At 70.1% G+C, this 23,855-nt stretch carries 19 protein-coding genes and 1 tRNA gene; 11 read left to right on the forward strand and 9 right to left on the reverse strand.

Going from position 1 to position 23,855, the window contains the following annotated elements; translation table 11 throughout:
- Positions 1–19 precede the first annotated feature (19 nt).
- On the forward strand, positions 20–466 hold the full coding sequence (locus FV227_RS20835) for a BA14K family protein (RefSeq protein WP_147859798.1): 447 nt from the start codon (positions 20–22) through the stop codon (positions 464–466).
- A 157-nt stretch (positions 467–623) separates the two neighbouring features.
- On the forward strand, positions 624–1,106 hold the full coding sequence (locus FV227_RS20840) for a YidB family protein (RefSeq protein WP_147859799.1): 483 nt from the start codon (positions 624–626) through the stop codon (positions 1,104–1,106).
- Between the two features lie 103 nt (positions 1,107–1,209).
- Here FV227_RS20840 and FV227_RS20845 read toward each other — a convergent pair whose 3' ends face one another.
- Both FV227_RS20845 and FV227_RS20850 read right to left on the reverse strand, forming a co-directional pair.
- Complete coding sequence (locus FV227_RS20845) at positions 1,210–1,623, reverse strand: RNA polymerase sigma factor region1.1 domain-containing protein (protein WP_147859800.1); 414 nt, start codon at positions 1,621–1,623, stop codon at positions 1,210–1,212.
- A 122-nt stretch (positions 1,624–1,745) separates the two neighbouring features.
- The gene (locus FV227_RS20850) at positions 1,746–2,711 is read right to left on the reverse strand and encodes a helix-turn-helix domain-containing protein (protein ID WP_187274889.1); all 966 of its coding nucleotides are present in this window, start codon (positions 2,709–2,711) and stop codon (positions 1,746–1,748) included.
- Positions 2,712–3,297: 586 nt separating this feature from the next.
- Here FV227_RS20850 and FV227_RS20855 point away from each other — a divergent pair.
- Positions 3,298–3,846 carry a phospholipase A2 family protein gene (locus FV227_RS20855; RefSeq protein ID WP_147859814.1) on the forward strand — a complete coding sequence of 183 codons (549 nt, stop codon included), beginning with the start codon at positions 3,298–3,300 and terminating at the stop codon, positions 3,844–3,846.
- Between the two features lie 304 nt (positions 3,847–4,150).
- Here the strand turns inward: FV227_RS20855 and FV227_RS20860 are convergent, their stop codons facing one another.
- The 3 genes from FV227_RS20860 to FV227_RS20870 form a co-directional block, all read right to left on the reverse strand.
- Positions 4,151–6,373 carry an exopolysaccharide transport family protein gene (locus tag FV227_RS20860; RefSeq protein WP_187274890.1) on the reverse strand — a complete coding sequence of 741 codons (2,223 nt, stop codon included), beginning with the start codon at positions 6,371–6,373 and terminating at the stop codon, positions 4,151–4,153.
- Between the two features lie 151 nt (positions 6,374–6,524).
- On the reverse strand, positions 6,525–7,835 hold the full coding sequence (locus FV227_RS20865; RefSeq protein WP_246686573.1) for a polysaccharide biosynthesis/export family protein: 1,311 nt from the start codon (positions 7,833–7,835) through the stop codon (positions 6,525–6,527).
- Positions 7,836–8,072: 237 nt separating this feature from the next.
- Positions 8,073–9,365 carry a glycosyltransferase family 4 protein gene (locus tag FV227_RS20870; protein ID WP_348642526.1) on the reverse strand — a complete coding sequence of 431 codons (1,293 nt, stop codon included), beginning with the start codon at positions 9,363–9,365 and terminating at the stop codon, positions 8,073–8,075.
- A 339-nt stretch (positions 9,366–9,704) separates the two neighbouring features.
- On the opposite strand from FV227_RS20870, the gene FV227_RS20875 reads away from it, so the two are divergent.
- The 5 genes from FV227_RS20875 (at position 9,705) to FV227_RS20895 (ending at position 16,086) form a co-directional block, all read left to right on the forward strand.
- Entirely contained in the window at positions 9,705–10,685 is a 981-nt protein-coding gene (locus tag FV227_RS20875; RefSeq protein ID WP_147859804.1) for a UDP-glucuronic acid decarboxylase family protein, read from the forward strand.
- The gene (locus tag FV227_RS20880) at positions 10,682–11,476 is read left to right on the forward strand and encodes a WecB/TagA/CpsF family glycosyltransferase (RefSeq protein ID WP_147859805.1); all 795 of its coding nucleotides are present in this window, start codon (positions 10,682–10,684) and stop codon (positions 11,474–11,476) included. The genes FV227_RS20875 and FV227_RS20880 overlap by 4 nt, the downstream gene beginning before the upstream one ends.
- Before the next feature lie 254 nt (positions 11,477–11,730).
- Entirely contained in the window at positions 11,731–13,125 is a 1,395-nt protein-coding gene (locus FV227_RS20885; protein ID WP_147859806.1) for an O-antigen ligase family protein, read from the forward strand.
- Positions 13,126–13,214: 89 nt separating this feature from the next.
- The gene (locus FV227_RS20890) at positions 13,215–14,519 is read left to right on the forward strand and encodes a right-handed parallel beta-helix repeat-containing protein (RefSeq protein WP_147859807.1); all 1,305 of its coding nucleotides are present in this window, start codon (positions 13,215–13,217) and stop codon (positions 14,517–14,519) included.
- A 532-nt stretch (positions 14,520–15,051) separates the two neighbouring features.
- Positions 15,052–16,086 carry a glycosyltransferase family 2 protein gene (locus FV227_RS20895; RefSeq protein ID WP_147859808.1) on the forward strand — a complete coding sequence of 345 codons (1,035 nt, stop codon included), beginning with the start codon at positions 15,052–15,054 and terminating at the stop codon, positions 16,084–16,086.
- Positions 16,087–16,244: 158 nt separating this feature from the next.
- Here FV227_RS20895 and FV227_RS20900 read toward each other — a convergent pair whose 3' ends face one another.
- Both FV227_RS20900 and FV227_RS20905 read right to left on the reverse strand, forming a co-directional pair.
- Entirely contained in the window at positions 16,245–17,315 is a 1,071-nt protein-coding gene (locus FV227_RS20900) for a GNAT family N-acetyltransferase (protein ID WP_147862974.1), read from the reverse strand.
- A gap of 83 nt (positions 17,316–17,398) precedes the next feature.
- Positions 17,399–17,866 (reverse strand): hypothetical protein, encoded by a 468-nt coding sequence (locus tag FV227_RS20905; RefSeq protein WP_147859810.1) that lies wholly within the window; start codon positions 17,864–17,866, stop codon positions 17,399–17,401.
- Positions 17,867–18,204: 338 nt separating this feature from the next.
- Here FV227_RS20905 and FV227_RS20910 point away from each other — a divergent pair, with 338 nt between their 5' ends.
- On the forward strand, positions 18,205–19,446 hold the full coding sequence (locus tag FV227_RS20910; protein ID WP_147859811.1) for a cellulase family glycosylhydrolase: 1,242 nt from the start codon (positions 18,205–18,207) through the stop codon (positions 19,444–19,446).
- A complete protein-coding gene (locus FV227_RS20915) occupies positions 19,443–20,582 on the forward strand; it encodes an acyltransferase (protein WP_147859812.1) in 1,140 nt (379 codons plus the stop codon). The genes FV227_RS20910 and FV227_RS20915 overlap by 4 nt, the downstream gene beginning before the upstream one ends.
- Positions 20,583–21,039: 457 nt before the next feature.
- Here the strand turns inward: FV227_RS20915 and FV227_RS20920 are convergent.
- Positions 21,040–21,114 (reverse strand) — tRNA-Glu (locus tag FV227_RS20920).
- Between the two features lie 236 nt (positions 21,115–21,350).
- Between FV227_RS20920 and rlmB the strand changes: the two genes are divergently transcribed.
- Positions 21,351–22,295: a 23S rRNA (guanosine(2251)-2'-O)-methyltransferase RlmB gene (gene rlmB / locus FV227_RS20925; protein ID WP_243946623.1), complete on the forward strand. Its 945-nt coding sequence runs from the start codon at positions 21,351–21,353 to the stop codon at positions 22,293–22,295.
- 50 nt (positions 22,296–22,345) lie between these two features.
- Here the strand turns inward: rlmB and purD are convergent, their stop codons facing one another.
- On the reverse strand, positions 22,346–23,626 hold the full coding sequence (purD, locus tag FV227_RS20930) for a phosphoribosylamine--glycine ligase (RefSeq protein ID WP_147859813.1): 1,281 nt from the start codon (positions 23,624–23,626) through the stop codon (positions 22,346–22,348).
- Positions 23,627–23,855: the final 229 nt, after the last annotated feature.

The following is a 23,855-nucleotide window of genomic DNA, read 5'->3' on the forward strand; positions in this document are numbered from 1 at the left end:
CATCAGGAGACGATCGACGATGAAGCTGACCCTCGCCCGCGCCGCCACCGTCGCCGCCACCCTGGTCGGTCTGCCGGCCCAGGCCGCCCCGGCATCCAGCGCCCCCGTCGAGGCGCTGGTGCGCGGTGACCTGCCGACCGGCTACGTGCAGTATCGCCGCTTCGGTCATCGTCACGGCTGGCGCGGCGGGCGGGGGTACGGCCGGGGTTACGGCTATGGACGCGGCTACGGCCATCGTCGCGGGCCCGGCGTCGGCGCGGCGGTGGGCGCGGGCGTCGCAGGCCTGGCGGCCGGGGCGATCATCGGCGGCGCCATCGCGAACGCGCAGGCGCAGGCCGCGCCGGTGGTGGTGCAGGGCGGCCCGGATCCCGAGGCGGTCGCCGCCTGCGCGCGCCGCTTCCGCTCCTACGATGCCGCGAGCGGGACCTACCTCGGCAACGACGGCGACCGTCACCCCTGCCCGTGATCGCAGACCCCGCCGGGCTCGCCAACGCTGCGGGTCCGGTCCCCCGATCCTGAGCGCGCGGGACGCCGCGCGGATCGGCGGCCGGCGCGCGCTCCCGCTCCCTTCGAGCACCGGTCCGGTGCCGGACCTTCCACCTTCCAACCCAAGAGGACGACCGATGAGCAAGGGCTATCCCTCGATGACCGCGCTGCTGGGCCTTCTGGCCGTGGCCGGCTACCAGAACCGCGACAAGCTCGCCGAGCTCCTGAAGGGGCATGATGCGACGCCGGGGCACACGACGATTCCGCCGGTGTCGAGCCGCTCCACGACCTCGTCCGGCAGCGGCGGCCTCTCGAGCCTGGGCGGGCTCCTCGGTGGCGTCGGCTCGGCCGGCGTCGGCGGCCTGATCGCCAGCGGCCTGAGCGAGCTCGTCGACCACTTCACCAAGGGCGGCCACGGCGAGACGGCGAATTCCTGGATCAACCAGGGCGCCAACCGCGACATCCACGAGGCCGATCTCGAGCGCGCCATCGGCCCGGAGACCCTCGACCACCTGACCCAGCAGACCGGCCTGAGCCGCTCCGCGCTCCTGTCGCGCCTCTCGCGCGAGCTGCCCTCGGCCATCGACCGCTACGCCGCCGACGGTCGCAAGCTCGCCTGACGCCGAACGACGATGCGGCCGGCGCGCGAAGGCGCCGGCTCCGAGGCGCCAACGCGATGGCGCGCGGACCGGATCGACAAGCCCGGCCGCCTCGCTCCGCATCTCAGGCCAGGACCAGGATCGTCCCGAGCACCAGCAGGACCAGGAGACCGGCGAGCAGGACGACGCGTCCGACCGGCTCGGTCTCGTCGGCCTCGGGCTCCGCCGCCTCGGCCGCCGGCGCGGCGGCCGCGACCGGCTCGCCCTCGCCGGTCGGTGCGATCACGCGTGGCGCGCCGGGCTCCGGGCTCGCGAGGGTCAGGCGCGGCGCGGCGTCGGTCTCGGCGCGCGGGCCGAACGCATCCGGCTCCACGCTCACCCCCGCCGCCTCCAATTCCAGCATCACCAGGACGAGGGCGTCGACGTCGAAGGTCTCGACCGGCAGAGCCGCCTGAAGCTCGCTCGCGGTCAGCTCCCCGCGCTCGCGCCCCAGGGCGATCAGACGGTCGAGCGTCGCGCGGTCGATCGTGCCTGCCATCCGTTTCCTCCCGCCGTTTCCCCTGCGATAAGTGGCGCCGGGCAAGCGGGTTTCACGGACCTTCGCAGGCGCGCGCGGGCTCAATGCGGCGCGTGCGCGGATCCTGGCGCTGGGGCCGATCGTCAGTACAGCGCCCTGGCCAAGCCGATGAGGCTGTCCTCGCGATCGATCGCCTCGTCGGCATCCGGGCGCGTCAGCTCGGTCCGGAACTGCCCCGGCGGGAGGCCGAAGGCCGCCGCGAAGGCGCGGCTGCAATGGCTTTCGGTGGCGAAGCCGTGGGCGTAGGCGAGGCTTCCGAGACGGCGCGTCTCGCCGGGGCGCAGGAGGGCGCGGCGCAGCTCGTCCAGGCGTCGCTGCTGGATGAACCGCCTCACCCCGCCATCCACGCCGAAGACCCGGTACAGGACGGAGCGCGAGATCCCGATCCCGTCCGCGACGGCATGCGCGTCGAGGTTCGGGTCCGGCAGGCGCGTCGCGATGAAGGCCTCGGCACGCCGGCGCCGCAGCGCGTCCCCCGCCTCGGCCGGAAGCGCCTCGGCCGAGGCCGGCAGGCCCTTGAGGCCTAGGCTCAGCAGGTTGATCGCCGCCGCCGCGACGTGGGCCGACGGATCGGGCCGCAGCGATGCGGATCGCCGCGTGAGCGAGGCCAGGAAATCCGTGAGCAGGCCGCAGGCCGCGGCCGGCAGGACGGTGCCGTGGATCCCGGCCGGATCGGAGATCACCTCCGCGACGTGGGCGCGTGCCACTTGAATCGAGAGCAGGTCCGCGCGCGTCGTCATGCGGGAGACGTGGGGGCGGCTCGTGTCGAGCACGACGACCTCGCCGGGCTGAAGCCGCCGCTCGGCACCGGGCGGACCGGACACGAAATCCCCGGATCTGAGGAGATGGAGCGTGATGTGATCGAAGCCGTGGCGGCCGACGCACGCCCAGGTGCGGTTCGACAAGACGCCTTCCACGCGCCGTTCATGCAGCACCAGGCGCGGGAGGCGGATGACGTTGAGGCGCGCGCTGAAGCCGGCGCCGATCCGCGACAGGTCGGCGACACCGCCGTAGAGGCGGTGATAAGCTTCGAAATTCTCGACGTCCAACTGCAGACCCCAACGCGCCCGAGGCATGCCGTCAGACGCCAAGCAACGGCACGGCTTCGGGCATTGTTCCGCTTGATATCGGCAACCTTAGATAAGCCTGACTTCACCTTTGCGTGATCTCTGATCGTGGCTTCCTCGCCGGCAGCCACGTGCGGCCTGCGCAATCCGCGTCGGCGTGCCGGCTGATGCCCGGCATCCCGCTTCCCATCCGTCGCGCAGGCAGGCTGTCGTCGGCAGCCTCCGTGCCGGCGAACGGGTGAGCCTGGCCGCTCTCTGGCATCCACCGCGGGCTCCACGCGGTCGCGGTCATGCCGACGCGCAGTGACATCGTCGGGACGGCGATCCCTCCGTCGTCCCGTTCGATCGCGCTTTCCGGCACAGGGCGTGGAACGCTTTCCTCGACGTCGCCGTATCTGGTCCGCGTCCCGCCCCTACGCAGGCGAGGACCGTCCTTGCGTTCGGAGACTTCGATTTCGAGGCGATCCGTCTCGGAGGGCCGATGGCGCCGGCCAGGCGCGCCGAACGACGTGCTCGCCTCGCTCCACGGGAGTCGGACTTGAAAACCCTGGTTGCGCTGGTCCTCTCCATGGCGGTGTTCTTGGCACACGGTGCTGTGGCGCAGACGACGGAGGACGATCCGGGTTCGACGAGCTCTGAAGAGGCGAGGCCGGGTCCGCCGCCGCCGCTTCCCGACCTGTCCGATCCGAACTCCCGCACTGGAGAAAGTCTGGGAGAGCCCGATGCGCGATCGGGCATTCCCAAGACGCTGCGTGGGTCGGCCAGCAAGTCCGGCGGACCGGCGAACGACCTGAACCCGAGCGGCACGCCGCAGGAGGCGCCCCCGCCGAAGGGCGACCTCGCGAACGTGCTCACGGGCAAGGAACTGTTTCACGGCAACTATTGCGGTGCGGGCCAGCGCGGCGCCGACCTGCCGCCGACCGACGCCCTCGACGCCGCCTGCCAGCGCCACGACGCCTGCTACGATGCGGCCGGGCACCGCTCGTGCGCCTGCGACCAGGCACTCAGGCGCGAGGCGACGGCGGTGTCGGAACGACCGGACGTCCCGCTCGAGGTTCGCCGGCGGTCGCTCAGCGTCGCCGAGGCCGCCGATGCAATGAATTGCCGGGCTCCCTGAGCCGGGCCCGGCACGCGGTCGCCCTCGTCGGCCGGGACCCTGGGACGGCACAGGTCGGATCGGTCCGGCATCGCCATCCGCCCTGTCGGGGCCGGTCGAGACGCCGCGGATGAGCGCCCGGTCCGGTGGAGGCCCGAGGTCGAAGCGGCACCATGGATGCCCGGTCCGTCGCGGTCGAGGGCGACGGGGACGGTGCGGGGGGGCCGGGGCATTCGCCTCGCGGACGTTCGCGGCGTGGAGAGCGACCGGCCTCGCGGAACGGTCGTCGACGCCGTGCCGTCCTTCGCGTGGGCAGCGCGGAACCTCAGTGTTTCAGCAGCTGCGAAGCCCGTGTGCGCTTCATCGCCGAGCGGATGGAGCCGAGGAAGGGCCCTTTCGCGGCAGAGTCCCTTCGGTCCCAGGACGACGCGCCTCGACCGCGCCTGCCGGCGCTCTGGTTCGTCGCTGGATCGACGTGGGTCATCAAGGTCCCGCAGACGCGAACCGAAAGGCTATCGAACCGCTTGAAGGCGGCCGCGATGGTCTCCCGAGGCGTCGTGCCCCACCGGGCGAGATGAACCACGAGATCGGCCAGCCTTGCGAGCGGCAGAAAGTCGAGCGACTGCAGAACGGGCGGAGCTTCGAGGATGATGATCTCGAACGAGGACCTCACCCGTTCGATGAAGGCTGCGAGACGCATGCAGGTGAGATCGTCGGAAGCGATCCAGCGTGGCGCTGCCAAACGGACGACCGGATCGTCGGCGAAATCCCTCAGGAAGGCATCAGGGTCGCTCACCGCCGCATCGAGCGGCAGGGATAGGGTGCCTGTTTCCTCGGTCGACCGCGACGCGACATCGACGATGAGGGCTCTCCCGCCGTTCCTGGCCGCCTCGGTCGCCAGGGCGCGGCCGACGTCCGACTTGCCTTCCTTGGCAACCGACGATGTGATGAGGAGGACGCGGCCGAAGGCGGCGGCGGTCTGCACGTCGATCGAGGCCGCCAGGAACCGGATCGCTTCCTCGAAAAGGCGCTTGTCGCTCGGCTTCGGGCGCTTCGGCTGGTTGGGGATCATGCCGAGGCACGGCGTCTGCGTCTCGGCCGACAGCTCGGCCTCCGAGCGGAGGCCGTCGTGCCGGTTCTCCAGCAGGTAGGCGCCGCCGATCCCGATCGCCGTCGCGCCCAGCATCGCCACGGCGAAGATCACGACCGGGTTCGGTCCCGAGGGAAGCGGGATCGCCTCGGCCCGCATCACGACCTGCGCGCTGGTGGACGCCAGGCCCGCTGCAGCGATGGCCTGGGCATAACTTTCGGTGAGCACCTTCAGCCTGTCACGCAACGAGGTCGCGTCGAGTTGAAGGCTCTTCAGCTGGGTCTCGCGCTTCTTGGAGTCGATCGCGGTGTCCTTGGTCTGCCTGATGTGAGCCGCGAGCGCTGCCTCCGCGTCGGCGGCGGATCTCAAGCGGCCGTCCAATTCCTTGATCGCTCCCTCGATCTCCGCGTGGAGGCGCGTCTCCGTGTCGTCGAGCGCGGATCGCGCGCGCGAGAGGCCGGGATGCTTCGGTCCGTTGAGGGCGAGTTCCGCCAGTTCCCTCCGCTGCTTCTCGCGGTTCTCCAGAAGTTCCCGGATCACCGGAGCACCGGCGAGGTCTTCCGCGGACGGAACGCCTCCGGCGACGAAGACCTCTTTGGCGTGTGCGACCCTCGCCTCCTCGGCCAGGCGCAAAGCGGTCGCCGCATCGAGACGGGCGGAGAGGTTCTGCAGTTGCTGCTGTGGCATTCCGCCGTCGGTCGACAGCTCGAGAAATCCCGACTGGCGCCGATACGCGTTCACGGCCGACTCGGCGATGTCGAGCGACGCGCGGGTCTGACGGATCTGCGAGGCGACCCAGTCGCTTGTCCGCTGGGCAGCCCTGACGCCGGTCTCCATGTTGTTGCTGATGTATTCGTCCAGGAACGCATTGACGATCTTCGCTGATCGCTCCGGATCGGCCGAAGCATACGAAACGCCGATGATGTAGGACCGAATGTCGTTGGTGACGGAGAGACCCTGAAGAAGTGCGTGCGCGATCAGGTCTTCGCGAAACGTCTGGTCCGAGGACGGCGTCTGCCAAGGGCGAATGGTGCGGAGATTGTCGGGTAGCCAGCTTTCGAAACGAAGGATGAACGGGGTCGCGGGCGCAAACTCCGGATCTGCCGCCAAGTTGAGGCGGGCGACGACCCGGCGGGCGACGGCCCTGGAGCGGAGCAGGCGCGCTTCGCTCTCCACGAGGGCCGACGCTTCGACCGCCGTTCCGGTCGATTGCGCCGATGATCCCGTCCGCGTCTGCTCGTCGCGGCTGAAGGTCAGCTGGATCAAGGCGTCTGCGGTATAGGTCTTCTTGATGAGGATCAGCCCGGCGATGCCCATCACGAACCCGACCACCAGCGCCACCCCGATGAGCCGGCGGCGACGCAAGATCATCTTGATCGCCGACTGCGCGACGCCGTCGTAGTGATCACGGACGCTCGTCTCCCTGAGGTGGGGATCGAACCGCGGCAACTGGTTCATGTCATCCTCGTCGTTGAAGGCTGTCGGATGGTCTTCGAGGCGTAGAGCTTCCGCTCGGCCGCACGGTGGTTTGGCATCGGTGGCGCCTTCCGGGGCGCCGCTCGCGGTCGGGCCGGGTACGCGGTCGGACGATGCCCGCGGCGCCGATCGGTTATCGAAGCAGAGCGCCCGGGTACTTGTCGGTCGGATCCGCGGAGGTCCATGTGGTCGGGCGTTGCGCTGCGCGGTCGGAGGCCGTGGCCGTGGCATTGGCGGCGACGCCGTTGCTTGCGCCGTCTTGCGCCATGGCATCCGACGCTGCGCCGTCCCGGCGGATCTCGACGATCTCGCCCGGCGCAAGGACCGTGGTCAGCGTCACGCGCACGGTCTCCGCCTTCCCGTTCTGGCGCCGGGTGACGAAGGCGCTGCGGCTCAATTCCTGCGACGTGGCGATGCCGAGAGTGCCGCCCTGCTGGATGCGCGCTTCGCGGACCTCCCGCGCCGTGGGGAGGCTCGTCTCGACCTCGGCCAGGCGAGAGCGCAGCTCCTGCAACTCGACGATGACGCGCCGCTTGTAGGTGTTCCGCGTGTCGAGCACGCGCACGGCGAGATCGCCGATGCCCAGCTCGAGACGGGCCAGCTCCGAGGAGAGGCGCGCGATGTTTCCCTTGTTGCGCGCTTCCTCGCGCTTGAGCTCGATCCCGGTGTAGCGCCGCGCGAGACCGTCGCTCATGAGCTTGTTGTAGTCGGCGAGATGGTCCTGGATCAGGTTCAATTGCACCTGTTCCGAAGCCGACTGGGCCTTGTTTCCCACGATTTCAGCTTCGAGCCGGGGCTTCTGCTCCTCGAGCAGCGAGACCTCGGCCTTCAGAGCCTTCTGCTGGGTCTCCAGCATCTCGCGTTCCGCCTTCAGGAGGGCGCGCGTCCCATCGTCCTCGGTCAGCTCGGCGGGAAGCGCGAAGCTCGGCGCGTCGTTGAGCTGCGCCGACAGGCGAGCGCGGCGGACCAGGAGCGTGCGGCGGGTCAGCTCGAGCGCTCGCACGCGCTCCTCGGCCAGGAGAAACTCCGTGCGCAGCCCGATCTGCGCCTGCTCGGGCAGCGCATATCCCCCTGCCAGGGCGATGGCGCTTTGGACGGTGGCACCGTAGCGGAACGGATAGCTTCCCGGGGATTTGACGTCGCCCATCACGTAGATCGGCCGCATCTCGGAAATCCGGGCGCTCACGACCGGCTGATGGAAGTAGCCGTCGGCGAGCCTTTCCGTCACACGCTTCTGAAGCTCGGGCAGCGTCAGATCCGCGACCGCGACGTCGCCGACGATGGGAAGCAGGATGCTGCCATCGCCGCCGACCACGTAGTCCCCGGCCAGCTCCGGCTGACCGAACACGGACAGGGTGATCTTGTCGCCGGACGAGATCCGATAGGCCGCGTCCTGCGCGCGGGCGGAACATCCCACCGCGATCGCCGCCAGGGCGGCGAGCACCACCGAGCCGAGGCGGCCGACCCATCGAGAGAGCTCATGCATGGCGACCGACCTGTCTTCCCGTCGAGACCCGAATGGATCATCTCGAAATCGCGGCTGCGTTCATCCGGCGCGACCGCGAAAGCCTACGGTGCCTCGGCTTCGCTCGACGCTATTCTTCGGGACAGCGGCGCAGCTCTTTGGGCACTAATACCGATGCGTGCTGCGAAATCGCATCGTCGAGCGGCTTCTGCGTCGTCATAAGACTTGCGACGCGCCGTCTCCGCAGCCGTGCCGACCACCGTGATCGGATGCCGCGCGTTTCAGGGCGTGAAACCGTGACGCGAGCGCCGCCCGATAGACAGAGATCAGGGCCTTCGTCGTGATCGGCTCGGCCCAGCGCTGCTCATAGACCGCGCGCCCGGCACGTCCCATGCGCCGCGCCTCGGCCGGATCGCCGGAGATCCGCCTCAGGGCACGGGCGAGATCCCCTGGGTCGTCGGGTTCCACGAGAAGGCCGGTGACGCCGTCCTCGACGAGTTCGGCGAGCGAGCCGATGCGCGATGCGATCACCGGGGTGCCGGCGGCGAACGCCTCGATGATCACCATCGGGAGGCCCTCGTACCAGAGCGAGGGCACGACCAGGGCTCGGGCACGCGCGATCGCCGCCTGCGTCTCGGCCGGTGCGAGAGCGCCGTGCGGGACGAGCCAGGGGCCCGCAGCGACCTCCGATCGCATCGGACCGTCACCGGCGACATCGACCGGCAACCCTGCCTGCGCGGCGGCCTGGGCCAGCACGGACAGGCCCTTCTCGGGGCTGAGGCGACCGGCATACAGGAGGCGTTGCCGCGGGCCGTCGAAGACGGGGCCCGGATCCGCGAGACCGTTGGGCTTCACGAAGATCCGCTCGGCGGGAACGCCGGCGCGAGCGAAGCGATCGCGGGCGAAGCCGGTCAGGGCAATGAACGCGTCGACGTCGTGCTTCCAGGTGCCCACCCGGCGGTGATGGGCGATCATGCGGGCGACCGCGAGGGATCCGATCCGCGAGCCGCGGTAGCAGCCATGGACGGCCGCGGCGTACGGCGTGCCCGCGATACAATCCTCGCAGGGCCGTCCGTCGCGCAGGAGGAGCGCGCCGGCGCAGACGATCCTGTAATTGTGCAGGGTCTGCACGGTGGCGGGACCGACCGCGCGAACCGCCGCATGAACCGCCGGGGAAACCAGCGGGAACGTATTGTGGACGTGCACGACGTCGGGGCGGAAGTCGCGAACCGCTTCCAGGACACGGGCGATCCCGCGCGGCGCGTGCGCGGCCTCGATGGCGACGCGCAAGCGGGCGACGGGGCTGTCGATGATGTCGTTGCTGACGAGAACGGTCTCGACCCGGCAGCCGGCCCGCGCGAGCGCCACCGCTTCGCCCTCGACGACGGCGTCCTCGCCACCGCGGATCTGGTAGCGGTTGTGAGAGATGAGAACGCGAAGGCTAGTCATCGCCACCGAGCCGACTTGATTGAGGGAAGAATTTCCGGGTTTTTGGGACAAAAATTTCATCGTAAGCGTATAATACTATGTAATACCATATAACTTGATCGAAAAAATATCTGATATCTCTGATGCAATGATGATCCGGTTCAGGCCGGAGCACCAACCATAGCTGAGCGCCGCATAAGCACACGCCCGTCAGCGGGAGTAGTGCGAAAGGGTGGCGTTCCACGCTCGGCATCCTGCCGATGAACGGTTTGGTGCCGCGTCCGGCAAGCGCAAGCTCAAGGCCGCCACGCTCCGATCGAGCAGCCAGGGTTTCCGAGCCGATGCGTCCGAAGCATCGGTCGGGAGACGTGATCGGCAATCGAGAGCAGGACGCGACATCATCGTACGGGGATGGAGACAATGAAGAAACGCGTGCTCATCACCGGAGGGGCGGGTTTTATCGGCTCGCATCTCTGCGCCCGGCTGCTCAGGGAGAACAACGACGTCTTGTGCGTCGACAACTTCTACACCGGATCGCGAAGCAACGTCGCCGAGCTCGCCCACCAATCGGCTTTCGAGCTTCTGCGGCACGATGTGTCTTTTCCTCTCTATGTCGAAGTCGACGAGATCTACAATCTCGCCTGCCCCGCCTCCCCGATCCACTACCAGCGCGATCCCGTGCAGACGACGAAGACGAGCGTCATGGGAGCGATCAACATGCTGGGCCTGGCGAAGCGCCTGCGCATTCCCGTCCTCCAGGCATCGACGAGCGAGGTCTACGGCGATCCCGACGTTCATCCGCAGCCGGAAGCGTATCGCGGCCGGGTCAGCATCACCGGACCGCGGGCCTGCTATGACGAGGGCAAGCGCTGCGCCGAAACCCTGTTCTTCGACTATCAGCGGCAGCATCGGCTTCCGATCCGGGTCGCGCGGATCTTCAACACCTACGGCCCCCACATGCATCCGCTGGACGGCCGGGTCGTCTCCAACTTCATCATCCAGGCGCTGACCGGCGAGCCGATCACCCTGTACGGCGACGGATCGCAGACCCGTTCCTTCTGCTACGTCGACGATCTCGTCGAAGGGCTCGTGCGTCTGATGGCGATGGATCAGGACCTCGAGGCCCCGGTCAATCTCGGCAACCCGGTCGAGATCACCATCGCCGAGCTCGCGCACCGCATCATCGACCTGTGCGGCTCCGGTTCGGCCATCGTGTACCGACCCTTGCCGCAGGACGATCCGACCCAGCGCTGCCCCGACATCGGTCGCGCGCGGAACCTGCTGCACTGGACGCCGAAGGTCGCTCTGGATGACGGATTGAAGCGCACCATCGCCTATTTCGAAGCGCTGCTGGCAGGTCCGGGCGGCACGGTCAGCCCGCTTCTGAGGGCCGCCTCATGAGCGCTCCGTCAAGGCCTCCGCGCGTCGAGATCCTCGGCGTTCCAGTGAGCGCCATCACCCTCCAGGATGCGGTCATGACGATCGATGCCTGGATCCGGTCGCGCCGGCGCCACTACGTCTGCGTCACCGGGGTCCACGGCATCATGGAATGCCGGCGCGACGCCGCCCTGCGCGAGATCCATGCGAGCGCCGGCATGGTCACGCCGGACGGGATGCCCCTGGTCTGGATGGCCCACAGGCTCGGCCGCCCCCGCGTGCGGCGCGTCTATGGTCCCGACCTGATGCGGGAGATCGCGCGCATCTCGCCGGCCCTCGGATACCGTCACTACTACTTCGGCGGCGGCCCCGGTCTCGCGGACAAGCTCTCGGAGACCTTGCGCGCCGCCCATCCGGGCTTGGTCGTCGCCGGCACGTTCAGCCCGCCCTTCGGCGCCGTCACCGCCGAGGAGGACGAGGCGATCGTGCGCGCCATCAACGCGAGCAGGCCCGACATCGTGTGGGTCGGCCTCAGCACGCCCAAGCAGGAGCGCTGGATGAGCGCCCACCGGGATCGGATCGAGGCGCCGGTGCTGATCGGCGTCGGCGCCGCCTTCGATTTCCTGGCCGGCACCAAGCGCCAAGCGCCGCGCTGGATGCAGCGGAACGGACTCGAATGGGCGTTTCGCCTGGGAACCGAGCCCAGGCGGCTATGGCGTCGCTATGCCTCGATGATCCCGCGCTTCGTCGCCCTGGCCACGGCCCAGCTGATCCGCCGAGACAGGACGGCCGGTCGGGCCGAGAACACCGTCTGATCCCATCCGGCCGCGGGCAGGTCGGACCCGCGATGGGAGCGTGGGCCCGACCCGCCGCATCGGCCCGGTCCGGGACCCGATGCGTTCGGCGGACCCGCCCCCGCCTTACCGTTCGAGGGCGGCGGCTCGAACCGGATTGGGCCTCCCCCTTCCGGGTCGCGGGAATGACACCGATGCTCCGCCGATCCGCGCGGGCCACGGTGGCATCCTGAGCCGGATCTTTGATCGATCGAACTCGAGCAGGTCTCGCGCAAATGACCTATGCAACCGGACGGGCGCGTGCGTCGCGATGGCCGACCCCGTACTTCGGCGACGCGTATCTTCGGTTCGGGTGCTTCGCGCTGCTCGGCTATGCGGTCTTGGGAAAGGGATTCGCCTATCTCGGCGTGCCGCCCCTTTTCGTGGGCGAAATCCTGCTGCTTCTCGGTTTCGTCGGCTGGACCCGAACACGGTGCGTGCTCGCGACCTTCGTGCCGGTGCAGAACCAAATCCTTGCCGGGTTGATGGTCCTGATCGTGATTCGTGCCGCGCCCGACATCGGCATCTACGGCCTCGACACGATCCGCGACAGCATGCTCGTCTTCTACGGGCTGTTCGCGTTCTTCGTCACCGCGCTCCTGCTGGAGCAGCCGCACCGCATCGAGGTCCTCGTGGCCCGATATGCGTCCTTCGCGTGGCTGTATGGGCTGATCGGCGGACCGCTCTTCCTCTTGGCCAAGTACACCAACGACGCTGTGCCGAAGTGGCCGTGGTCGGGAACGCCGATGTTCGAGATCAGGCCCGGCGAAGCATCGGTGCACGTCGCAGGCGCTACGATCTTCGTGCTTCTCGGCTTGCGCAAGGTCAGCCTGCCATGGGTCTTGGCGTTGCTGTTCGGGCTGGCCCTGCTGACGCCGAGCCGCGGCGGAATGCTGGCCTGTCTCGTCCCGAGCCTGCTCGCCGCCGTCGTCGGCCGGCAGATGCGGAAGATCGTGCGCATCATGCTCCTGTGCCTGGTCTTTTTCGGGCTGATGGCCGTCCTCGGGATCAAGCAGATCGGGCCGCCCAATCCCGACGGCTCGCATCGCGAAATCGGGCTCGAGCAGATCGTCGACAATGTCAACAGCATCCTCGGCGAGAGCAAGTCCGCCAATCTCGACGACACCAAGACGTGGCGGTTGCATTGGTGGCAGAGGATCAAGGACTATACGCTGCACGGGCCTTATTTCTGGACGGGCAAGGGTCTCGGGATCAATCTTTCGGTCGTCGATGGGATCAGCAACGCCCGCTCCGACAATCCCCTGCGGAGCCCGCACAACGTCAACATGACGTTCCTGGCGCGGACCGGGGTGCCGGGGGTCTCGCTCTGGATCCTGCTGCTCGCGACCTGGTTCGGTCGATTGCTGTGGGACGTCGTCCAGGCTCGGCGACGCGGGGATATCGACCAGTCGAACGTGCTGCTCTGGATCGTCGCCTACGGTCTCGCGTTCGTGATCGACGCCTCCTTCGACGTCGCTCTCGAGGGCCCGATGCTCGGGATCTGGTTCTGGTGCCTGTTCGGCCTCGGCATCGCGGCATCGATGATCTACCGGATGCCGTACGAGCGGCCGGCTCCCGGGTCCGCGAGAAGATCGTTCGCTTTCGACGCCCTCTCGGGCGCCGCGAAATAGCAACGGGCGACGGGACGTGCCCGTCGGCAAAAGGCCTGTGCCCGGTCTGGCAGGGCACGACGGGAATCCCACTTCCGAGAGCGAATGCGATGCGCGATCAGCGGGCGGCCCTCATCGTCCTTGCCTTCCTGTCCTCGATCCCGGCGCCGGCCGCCGCAGGCTCGGACGAGCATCGCCCGCCGGCGATCGCCGTCGACGTCGATGCTGCGGGACCCCCCCACAAGCCGTCCGGGGGAGCGGCGGAGACGGCCGGGCTGCTCGGACCGGCCGGCCCGAAGGACATCGCCTGCAACGGAATCCGCGTCCAACCCGGCGCCAGGCTGCAGGAGATGGCGGAAGCGGCAGGCCCGGGTGCTGCCTTCTGCCTTCAGCCCGGTCTCTACCCGGCCCAACATGTCAGCCCGCTTCCGTCGCAATCCTTCACCGGGCTGAAGGGCGCCGTCCTCGATGGTCGGAACGGCGTCCGCCGCGCCTTCGACGGGACCGCCCGCGACGTCGTCATCCGAAACCTCGTGATCCGCAACTATACGGCCGGCAACCAGGATGCGGCCGTCTATGCCGCCCACGGACGCGGCTGGCGCGTCCTCGACAACGAGATCTGCTGCAATGCCGGGATCGGCGTCTCCATGGGCGTCGGCACCGTGGTCTCGGGCAACAGCATCCACCACAATGCCCAGTCGGGCTACGGCACCGCCATGCCCGGTGCGCCGATCGTCGAAAACAACGAGATCGCGTTCAACAATCACCAGAAGAAGTTCGATCCGGCCTTCGAGGCCGGTGGCGGCAAGATCACCTTGAGCGACGGCGCCGTCGTCCGGCACAACTGGGTCCACGACAACCAGGGGCCCGGCATCTGGAGCGATATCGACAACACGAACTATACGGCCGAGTGGAACCTGGTCGAGAACAATTGCTGCGGCGGCATCTTTCACGAAATTTCCTGGACCGCCGCGATCCGGCACAACGTCGTCCGCAACAATTCCGGCGACACGTGCCCTGGCTGGCTCTGGTGCGCCGGCATCATCGTCGCCGCCTCCGGCGCGACCGAGGGCGCCGTGATCGACATCGCCTTCAACACGATCGTGTCCGACGGCGCGACGAAGGGCAACGGCATCGCCCTGATCCAGCAAGCCCGGCAGGCGGGAAAATTCGGGACCTATCTGCTGCGCAACATCTCCATTCACGACAACACGATCGACGTGTCGGCGGGAGGCAGCAGCGGCGCCGTTCAGGACACGGGCGATCTCAGGATCTTTTCCGATCGAAGCATCCGCATGGACCGGAACATCTACATCGTCGGCCCCAACCGCAGCCCTTTCTCCTGGGCGAACGAGACCGGTGGGCGGGACCTGATGACGGCACACGGCCAGGAGCTGTCGGGCACGTTTCGCTGAACCGCGGATCGGCCCGACACAGGGCCGACGCGCATGCGGGCTTGCGCCAAGTCCGGCGCGGCAGCGCGACCGGCCGCGGCCCGATCGAAATGGATCGACCCATAGCGACCATGGCGGACGGACGCATGATTGCTGCGGTCAAGCGACCGGCGCGCACGATCCGCACTCGCCTCCCGTGCATGCCTGCCTATCGTGATCCCCCGCGCGTCTTCGGCCCGGCAATCCCGTGCCGCCACCCGGATCTGTGGATCGCGCCGGAGCCGAGCGGTCGGCGTCGCAGCCGAACGGTCGGCCGCAGGTCGATGCGACGTCCGCGTTCGAGATCGACCGGGAGGGTGCCAAAGGTTCGCCCCTGCGGTGGGCCCGGCCGCCGAAAACGGTGATGGGCGATTTGGCTCCTGTCAGGCAGCAAGAATTCCTATAAGCGGATGGGTCGAGGGCCCGCTTCGGGCGTGGGCAGGCGGGGGGGCGACATGGCGCTCCGCAGGCAGCCCGACGGTAAGGCGACGCGTGGCGGGGCGTGAGAGCTGCAATGACGGTCTCGGTGATTCTCAAGGCACTGAACGAGGAAGCGCGGATCGGGGGAGCCCTCGCGAGCGTCGTGGCAGCGCTCGACGGGATCGGCGGCGAGATCATCCTGGCCGACGGCGGCTCCCGCGACGGGACGGTCGGCGTCGCCTCGGCCTTCCCGGTCCGGGTGGTCCAGCTCGATCCCGCCGTCCGGCCGAGCTGCGGGATCGGTCCGCAACTCGGCTTTCAGTACAGCCGGGAGCCGTTCGTCTGCCTCATGGACGGGGACATGCTGCTCGACCCCGGCTTCCTGCGGGAGGCGCTGGCCTATCTGCAGGCGCATCCCTCCTGCGCGGGCGTGACCGGGCATGTCGCGGAAATGAACGACACCAGCCTCGAATACGTCCGGCGCGGGCGCCGCGCCGCGCCGGAGAACCGGACCGGATCGATCGACCGCATGAACGGGGGCGGTCTCTACCGCCGCGCAGCCCTGCTGCAGGTCGGGTATCTGTCGGACCGCAACCTGCACGGATACGAGGAGTTCGACCTCGGTCTGCGGCTGCGGGCGTGCGGCTGGGGCCTGCATCGGCTCGACCGGCGCTTCGTGAGCCACTTCGGGCACGCCGTCGACGCCTACGCCCTGCTCGTCCGGCGCTGGAAATCCGGCTATCTCCGCGGCATCGGCGAGGTTCTTCGGGCAGCGCTCGGCACGCCGCGATGGGGGCGGCTCGTGCGCGAGCTGCCCGAGCTGAAGCTCTGGGCCGCGGTCTACCTATGGCTGATCCTGATGCTGGCCCTCCCGTTCCTGGCTCCGCACCCCTGGCTCGGGCTCGGCCTCGATCTCGCTCTCGTCGTCGGCGTGGTCGGCCTGATGGCATGGCGTCAGCACAGCCTGCGGCTGGGGCTCTACGCGGTCGTCGCCTGGATCTTCCATGCCGCGGCGTTGCCCCTCGGCTTCCTCCGGCGACGGCAAGCGCCGCAGGCCTGGATCGAGAGCCGCATCCTGCAGGATGTCGTCGCGGCACGTCCGGCCGCCCGTGCCGGGTCGGACGCGTGAGCGGGACGCTCCGAGGCGCGTCGCCGGTCGCACCGCGGCAGGCTCGGCGGACGTCCCAGAGCATTCTCGGGCGAAGTGGATCCCGGCTCGCGTGAAGACAATGCCATTTCACAACACGATAGAGCATCTTCCGTGATCCAGGGATCACGGAAGATGCTCTAGAAGTCCGACATCAGGCGGCTCCAATCCTCGCCTGCCAAGCCGCCGATGTAGATGTCGCCCCGCTTCGCCGCGGCGGCGATGTCGGCATGCCGCGTCAGCACGCACACGAAGGCGCGATGCCGGAAGCCGACGCCGCGCTGGTGGGCGAGGCCGTGCATGAGCGCGGGCTGCGCGTGCCCGATCGCCTCGGTGCAGCCGGCCTCGTCGAGGTGACACAACATCGCGTGCAGGATCGCGGCTTCCTGCGCGGGGCGGGCCAGCACGTTGAGGACCCGGGCGGGCCGGCCCGCCGCACCGTGATAGACGAAGCAGCCGACGACCGCCCCGCATCGGTTCACGACACGGCGGATCGCCAGGGGGCCGCGGCGACGATTCTGCTCCGCCATCGCGACGAACCAGGCGAGCTCGGGCCGCGACCAGCGCGGGCGGACCGCATGATGCGCGATCAACCCGGGCGCATGGTCGAGGAAGTCGTCGACCGTCATCGGCTCGACCCGCACGTCCGGTCGGCACGGTCGAGCCGAGCGGACGCGGACGGCTCGGATCGCCGCGTCGAGCGGCCAGGCGAGCGGCCCGAGCGGCGGCTCCCACCGACGCAGCGTCCTGCGCACGACGCGACCGAGCGCGGCCTCGGCGGGGCGGAAGGTCCGGATCCATTCCAGGTTCTGGATCGGCACGATCGTGCCGCCCACGGCCTGGAAATGCTTCAGGCTCGTCGGGGAGGAGGAATCGTTGAAGGCCAGATCCTGCTGCCGCGCCCGCATGGCCAGGCTGATCTTGGCGGCGCCGGCCGCGTCCTTCGATCCGTCCGTCATGAAGGCCGAGAACAGGCGTCCCGCGACGTCCCGCTCGCCCACGCGGAACGCGACGTGGACGGAGAGCAGCGCGCTGGTGATGCGGCCGTCGCACCGCTCGTAGACGCAGCTGCCGGTCTCGCGGGTCTGGCCCGGCGCGCCGAAGGCGAGCGTGCGGAGATAGGCCAGAAGGTCCGGTCCCGGCTCCGCCTCGATGCCCCGGAAGTGGCGCAGGAAGAGCCGGCCGACCGCCGCGACGTCCGCGATCTCCATCGGCCTGAGACGGCCCTCGCCCCGTCCGCACGCCGGCCGGTCGTGCAAGGCGGTTGCTCCCGGGCTCCGGTCCGGGTGCGTCGTCATGCGGCCGCGCTCAGGGCGCGCCCGCGGCTCCGTGCGGCCAGGCTCAGCAGGACGAGCCAGGCCGCCGCCACGGTTCCCGCCTCGATCGCGTAGAGGGCGACGATCGCGCCCGACGGCCCGGCGAGCCACGAGGCCGCGGCGATGAGGCCGCCCCCCAGAAGGTTGACGGTGCTCAGGATCATCGCGCGAGCCCCCTGGCGGCCGGAGGCGCCGAGCAGGTCGATCGCCACCGACCAGACGGCGATCAGGGCGATCGTGCCGGAGAGGCAGCGGACGAAGAACGTGACCTCGTCGTAGGCGCGGCCGAACGCGAGGCCGAGCCAGGGCGCCAGCAGGAAGAGCAGGAGCGCCGTGCCGCTCCCGAGAACGACCGCTCCGACGAGCACCCGGCCCGCATCCGGCAAGGCGCGGTGCAGCCCGTCGCGGCTGGCGCGCACGAAGCGCCGGTAGACCAGACGGTTCACCGGTACGGGGATCGACAAGGCGCTGACGGACGTCGACCGGCTCTGCCACGTCCACATCCCGGCATGGCTGGCCACGCCCGGGACGGGCGCGGCGAAGATCGCGCGCTTCTATGCCGATCCGGTCAAGCGGGCCCGGGACCGCTCGGCCGTGCACGCGAGCCTGCGGGCCCGCTCCATCAAGGTCGACACGGCCCTGCCCTGGCGGATCCGCCGCTTCAAGAGCGAAACGATCGTGCGCGCCCTGTACCGATCGCCCCTCGGCCGCCTCCTCCCGCGGCACTGAAGGGCCGTCCGATGCGCCAGCGCCCCCTCGCCGCCTCGCAGGACGCCGCCCCGCGATGAACCGCCGCTCCATCCTGGCCCGGCTCGCGGGCCTGCTTGCCGCGTCCGCCGTCGGGCCGGCCCGTCCGGCGGCCGCCGCCGGCGTCATCCCCGTCTTCCGCCGCGGCATCGGCGTCTCGCACACGCTCGGCTGGGCCGAGGTCGGAGCGAGCGGATCGTACGCCGAGCCGCCCTTCGCGGAGCCGCGCTTTCGGTTCGGCGCGGAGCAGATGGGGGCGATCCGGCAGGCGGGCTTCGACTTCGTGCGTCTCGTCGTCGATATCGGCCCGTTCCTGGCTCTGACGGGCGCGCGGCGCGACAGGCTGGACGACCATCTCCTCGGCATCGTCGGTGCGCTGCTCGATGCGGATCTGGGCGTCGTCGTCGATCTGCATCCGAGCCGAATGCACCCGGCCTATCGCCCGGACGCGCTCACCGGCGGCGTTGACACGCCGCCGTTCAAGGCCGTGCTGGCACTCCTGACCCGCTTGTCCGCGCGTCTCGGTTCCCTCGCGGCTGCGCGGGCCCCGGGGCCGCCGCGACTGGCCCTTGAGCTCCTGAACGAGCCGGAGGTCTCGCCCGCGGCGTGGCAGCCGATGCTGGAAGCCGCCTACCGCGCGGCCCGCGCCGGCGCGGCGCGGTTGCCGCTGGTGCTCGGGGGCGGCTCGATGAACGCCGCGACCGCCCTGGAGGCGATCGATCCGAGCCCCTTCGACGGCGACGGCGCGCTGCTCTACACCTTCCACAATTACGAGCCCTGGCAGTTCACGCATCAGGGCCTGCGCGGCAACCCGGCCTACGTCCTCGACGCGGTGCCCTACCCGACGCCGGCCGCGCCCGAGGCCATGCTGCGGGCGACCGAGGCCCGGATCGCCGGCCTCGCGCTCGACGAGACCGGACGGGAGCAGGCGCGGGCGGCGCCGCGCAACCTGGCGGACTACGCCCGCTCCGGATTCGATGCGGCCGCGCTGGAGACGACCTTCGCGCGCGTGACGGCCTGGCGCGCGGCGCGCGGGCTGCCCGCGCACGCGGTGCTGCTCGGGGAGTTCGGCGTCAGCCTCACGCCCTACGGGCGGAGCCGGGACGGGGCGGCCGCCCGCGCGCGCTGGCTGCACGACATGCGCACCTGCGCCGAGCGGCACGGCTTCGCCTGGGCCTGCTGGACCTACGTGGGCCCCGGGGGCTTCGCCCTGGCCGAGAACGAAGCCGGCCCAGGCTTCGACGCGGCCACGCTCCGCGCCCTCGGGCTGGTCCGATGACCCGTCCGGGGAGCACCTGCGCTCGGCCCGTGCCGCGGGAGCGCTTCGCCAACATCGACGGGCTCCGCGCCGTCGCCGCGCTCTGCGTCATGGTCGAGCACATGTTCGGCGACCTGCTGCGGCAGACCGCCCCGGAAGCCGGGCCGATGCGCGCGGTGGGCATAGCGCTGTCGCAGAGCGTCAGCCTCGGCCGCTACGGCGTCGCGATCTTCTTCCTGATCAGCGGCTTCGTCGTGCCGTTCAGCATCCGCGGCGAGCGCCCGCTGGCGCACTTCGCCATCTCGCGGCTGTTCCGGCTCTATCCGGCTCTCTGGTTCGCGCTGGCCGTCCTCACGGCGACGGCGCGGGCTTCCGGCGAGCCGCCGGCGAGAGCGACCGTCCTCGCCAACATGACCATGGCGCCGACGATCCTCGGGCAGCCCTGGCTGTCGCCGATCTACTGGACGCTGTTCGTCGAGCTCGTCTTCTACCTTCTCGTCGCGCTGCTCTTCTCGGCGGGCGCGTTGCGGCGGGTCGGCGTGCTTCTCGCCGTGGCGCTCGGGCTGATCGCCGCCACCGTGCTGCCCGTGACGCTGCGCATCCACGGGCTGGCGAACCTGCCCGTGCAGTATCTCGGGCTTCACCTCGCCTGGCTGTTCGTTGGGCTTCTGCTGCGCCTCGGCATGGTCGAGCGGCGCCGGGGGGCGATGGGGGCCGTACTCCTCCTCGTCCTCGCGCAGGGGAGCGCCGTCCTGCTGGTGGCCGACTACTCGCTCGCGCGCGCCGACCTGTTCGTCATCGACGGACGCATCCCCGTCATGAGCGCCTACGCGCTCGCGGTGGCCACGTTCTGGATCGCCGTTCGGGCGCGTCGCCCGCGTTCGATGCTGCTCGCCCGGATCGGGCTGATCAGCTACGCGATGTATCTCCTTCACGGGAGCGTGAACGTCGCCATCTATCGCTTGATGCCTTTGACGGGATCGATGCCGGACGCGCTGACGATGGCGATCTGCACGCTGTCGACGCTGGTCGTCTCCTGGATGGTCTACATGCGCATCGAGCGCCCGATGATCCGGTTGGGCCGGCGCCTGTCGCGAGGATCGGCAGACCGCATCCCGCGGGCGGATGTCGTCGCAACGGGCGGTTCCAACACTTAGCCGGTTGCCGATGAAGGCTGGGGCATGGCTCTTCATCAAGTATCGTCGCGTGTTGGATCCGAGATCTTGGCGGCGTCATCCTCACGTCCGCGTGGATGGGCACCCCATGGGCCAGGTTCTCGACGGCAGCGCTGCGGGATCGGCCGACGGCCGGTGGTCGGCGGCGACCAGCTCGAGCGGTCGCGCTTCCATGAGGCCATCTGCAAGGGTGGTCCGCCGAGAACGACCGCTTCACGTCAGATCCGATCGGCCAAATGCCGGGACCAAACACCGGGCGCCGATGCACGCGACCGTGACGCCCGGTGAGATCCGGTTCCGCAAGACCTGGCTTCAGGCGATCGTCGATCGCGTCGAAGGCGATGTCATCCGGATCGATGGGGACGAGGCGCACCACGAAGCCGTCATCGCGGGCCGCGATGCTCACATCGCACCCGGTGCTCGCAGTTCTGTACGGAAATGGCGCGCCCTGCGGGAGTCGAACCCGCCTCTTCAGCGTGAAAGGCTGACGTCCTAACCGATAGACGAAGGGCGCTGGCGCTGGGCCGAGGTTTCTATAGTCGGGCCACGGGCGGAGGGCAACGGGCGGATCGCGGCTTGTGCGACGGCGGCGGCGGCGGGCCGGTTTGTCGCGGATGGGGCGGGATGGCGGCGCCGGGCGGGTGCGGCAACTTCGTCCCGCCCGTGCTAACGCTGCCGCTTCGCGCGCCTTGGCGGGGCGCTGTCTTCCTGCGCGGTCGCGCGCAGCACGGGTCTGGAATGGTTGGGCGGATGGCGAGCGAGAGCGACGACGGCGGCGACGGCGGGCGGCCGACCGGGTCCGAGGTGCGAAAGCCCGGCTTCGGCAAGGCCGATCATGGCAAGCCAGGGTATGGGAAGCCCGGCTTCGGCAAGCCGAGCCACGGCAAGCCGGGTTACGGCAAGCCCGGCTTCGGAAGACCCGCTTTCGGAAAACCCGGCTTCGGCAAGCCCGCCTACGGTCAGCGGCCGCGGCCGGCCGGGCCGCAGCCGGCGCACGAGGGCGCCGCGGTGATCTACGGCTTCCACCCGGTGGTGCAGGCGATGGGCAATGCCGAGCGGATCCTGCACCGGCTGCTCGCCACCGAGAACGGCGCCGCGCGCCTCGTGGAGGAGCTGGGCACCCTGCGGATCGAGCCCGAGCTGGTGCGGCCGTCCGACATCAACCGGCTGCTCGGGGCGGATGCGGTGCACCAGGGCCTCTACCTCGAGGCGGAGCCCCTCGCCTCGCCCGGCCTCGACGCGCTGCCGGCCGATGCGCTGCTGCTGGCGCTCGACCAGATCACCGATCCGCACAATGTCGGGGCGATCGTGCGCACCGCTGCGGCCTTCGGCGTCACCGGCATCGTCACGACCGCGCGCCATGCGCCGGGCGCCACCGGCGTGCTGGCGAAATCCGCCTCCGGCGGCCTGGAGCACGTGCCGTTCCTGGTGGTGCGCAACCTCGCCGAGGCGCTGATCGCCCTCGGCGCGCAGGGTTTCACCCGCATCGGCCTCGATTCCGACGCCGAGACCGGCCTCGACACGCTGACCCCGACGCGGCCGGCGGTGATCGTGCTCGGCGCCGAGGGCAAGGGGCTGCGCGAGCGCACCCGCGCCTGCTGCGACGTGCTCGCCAAGATCCCGTTCACCGGCGAGATCCGCAGCCTCAACGTCTCGAACGCCGCCGCGATCGCCCTCTACGCCCTCGGCCGTTAGCTTGCGATTTGGCGACGCGGGACACACCCGCCTCGCCCGGTCGCAAACGGTCAGATGCCGTGGCCGGCGACCTCGCGGGCGACGGCGCGCCGGCCGATGTCGCGGCGGCAGAACCCTTCCGGCCAGTCGATCCGGGCGACCGCCGCGTAGGCGCGCGCCTGCGCCTCCAGCACGCTGTCGCCGAGCGCGGTGACCGCCAGCACCCGGCCGCCGTCGGCGAGGATGGCCTCGCCCTCGGCCCGGGTCCCGGCCTGGAACACCAGGGCGCCGTCGCGCTCGGCATCGGCGATGCCGCGGATCGTCGAGCCGCGCACCACCGTGCCGGGATAGCCGGCCGCCGCCATCACCACGGTCAGCGCCGCGCGCGAGGCGTCGAATTCCAGGCAGACGCCGGTGAGGTCGCCGTCGCAGGCCGAGAGCAGCGCCGGCACCAGGTCGGAGGCGAGCCGCGGCATCAGCACCTGCGCCTCCGGGTCGCCGAAGCGGGTGTTGTACTCGATGAGCTTGGGACCGTCCGCGGTCAGCATCAGGCCGGCATAGAGGATGCCGGTGAACGGCGTGCCGCGCGCGCGCATGCCGTCGAGCGTCGGCTGGATGATCGTCTCCATCACGGTCCGCTCGATCGCCGGCGTGACGATGCCCGCCGGCGAATAGGCGCCCATGCCGCCGGTGTTGGGACCGCGGTCGCCGTCGAAGACCCGCTTGTGGTCCTGCGCCGTGCCCATCGGAATCGCCCGCGTGCCGTCGCACAGGACGAAGAAGCTCGCCTCCTCGCCGAACAGGCATTCCTCGATCACGACTTCCGCGCCCGCCTCCGCGAACAGCGCCCGCAGCGCGCCCTCGGCCTGCTCCACCGTCTCGGCGACGGTGACGCCCTTGCCGGCGGCGAGCCCGTCGGCCTTCACCACGATCGGGGCGCCCGCGGCGCGCACGTGCGCGAGGGCGGGATCGAGCGCGGCGAAGCGGCCGTAGCCCGCCGTCGGGATGCCGCGCTCGGTGCACAGCTCCTTGGTGAAGCCCTTCGAGCCTTCGAGCTGCGCGGCGGCCTTCGTCGGGCCGAAGGCGCGGATGCCGGCCCGCGTCAGGTCGTCCACGAGGCCGGCGACCAGCGGCGCCTCGGGCCCGATCACGACGAGGCCGATGCGCTCGGCCTCGCAGAAGCTGCGGACCGCGCCATGGTCGGCGACGTTCAGCTCCGGCCGGTTCTCGCCGTGCTGCGCGGTGCCGGGATTGCCCGGCGCCGTGAGCAGCCGGGTGCAGAGCGGGCTTTTCGCGAGGGCATAGGCGAGGGCGTGCTCGCGGCCGCCGTTGCCGATGAGAAGGATGTTCATGCGATCAGGATGTTCCCGAAATCCGGGAGCGGGGAAAGGGCCGTTTCGCACGAAGGCGCGCGTCGTGCACCGGATCCACCGCCGCGCGGCGGCCTTTGACCTCGGCGCCGCGTCCGCATAGCACTCTCGCCATGGCCCTCGTCCCGCCCCCCGCCCCCCGCAGGTCGCCGCCCGCCCCCGCCCGACCCCCCCCCGCCCGGGGGGGGGGCCCCCCCCCCGCAATGGGGGG

Source organism: Methylobacterium sp. WL119 (assembly GCF_008039875.1).
Classification (GTDB): Bacteria; Pseudomonadota; Alphaproteobacteria; order Rhizobiales; family Beijerinckiaceae; genus Methylobacterium.

Bases quoted from the DNA above. Each gene is read 5' to 3' on its own strand.
- FV227_RS20835 (WP_147859798.1), top strand. From the start codon at position 20: ATGAAGCTGACCCTCGCCCGCGCCGCCACCGTCGCCGCCACCCTGGTC.
- FV227_RS20840 (WP_147859799.1), top strand. From the start codon at position 624: ATGAGCAAGGGCTATCCCTCGATGACCGCGCTGCTGGGCCTTCTGGCC.
- FV227_RS20845 (WP_147859800.1), bottom strand. From the start codon at position 1,623: ATGGCAGGCACGATCGACCGCGCGACGCTCGACCGTCTGATCGCCCTG.
- FV227_RS20855 (WP_147859814.1), top strand. From the start codon at position 3,298: ATGGCGGTGTTCTTGGCACACGGTGCTGTGGCGCAGACGACGGAGGAC.
- FV227_RS20860 (WP_187274890.1), bottom strand. From the start codon at position 6,373: ATGAACCAGTTGCCGCGGTTCGATCCCCACCTCAGGGAGACGAGCGTC.
- FV227_RS20870 (WP_348642526.1), bottom strand. From the start codon at position 9,365: ATGAAATTTTTGTCCCAAAAACCCGGAAATTCTTCCCTCAATCAAGTC.
- FV227_RS20875 (WP_147859804.1), top strand. From the start codon at position 9,705: ATGAAGAAACGCGTGCTCATCACCGGAGGGGCGGGTTTTATCGGCTCG.
- FV227_RS20880 (WP_147859805.1), top strand. From the start codon at position 10,682: ATGAGCGCTCCGTCAAGGCCTCCGCGCGTCGAGATCCTCGGCGTTCCA.
- FV227_RS20885 (WP_147859806.1), top strand. From the start codon at position 11,731: ATGACCTATGCAACCGGACGGGCGCGTGCGTCGCGATGGCCGACCCCG.
- FV227_RS20890 (WP_147859807.1), top strand. From the start codon at position 13,215: ATGCGCGATCAGCGGGCGGCCCTCATCGTCCTTGCCTTCCTGTCCTCG.
- FV227_RS20895 (WP_147859808.1), top strand. From the start codon at position 15,052: ATGACGGTCTCGGTGATTCTCAAGGCACTGAACGAGGAAGCGCGGATC.
- FV227_RS20900 (WP_147862974.1), bottom strand. From the start codon at position 17,315: ATGGAGATCGCGGACGTCGCGGCGGTCGGCCGGCTCTTCCTGCGCCAC.
- FV227_RS20910 (WP_147859811.1), top strand. From the start codon at position 18,205: ATGAACCGCCGCTCCATCCTGGCCCGGCTCGCGGGCCTGCTTGCCGCG.
- FV227_RS20915 (WP_147859812.1), top strand. From the start codon at position 19,443: ATGACCCGTCCGGGGAGCACCTGCGCTCGGCCCGTGCCGCGGGAGCGC.
- rlmB (WP_243946623.1), top strand. From the start codon at position 21,351: ATGGCGAGCGAGAGCGACGACGGCGGCGACGGCGGGCGGCCGACCGGG.
- purD (WP_147859813.1), bottom strand. From the start codon at position 23,626: ATGAACATCCTTCTCATCGGCAACGGCGGCCGCGAGCACGCCCTCGCC.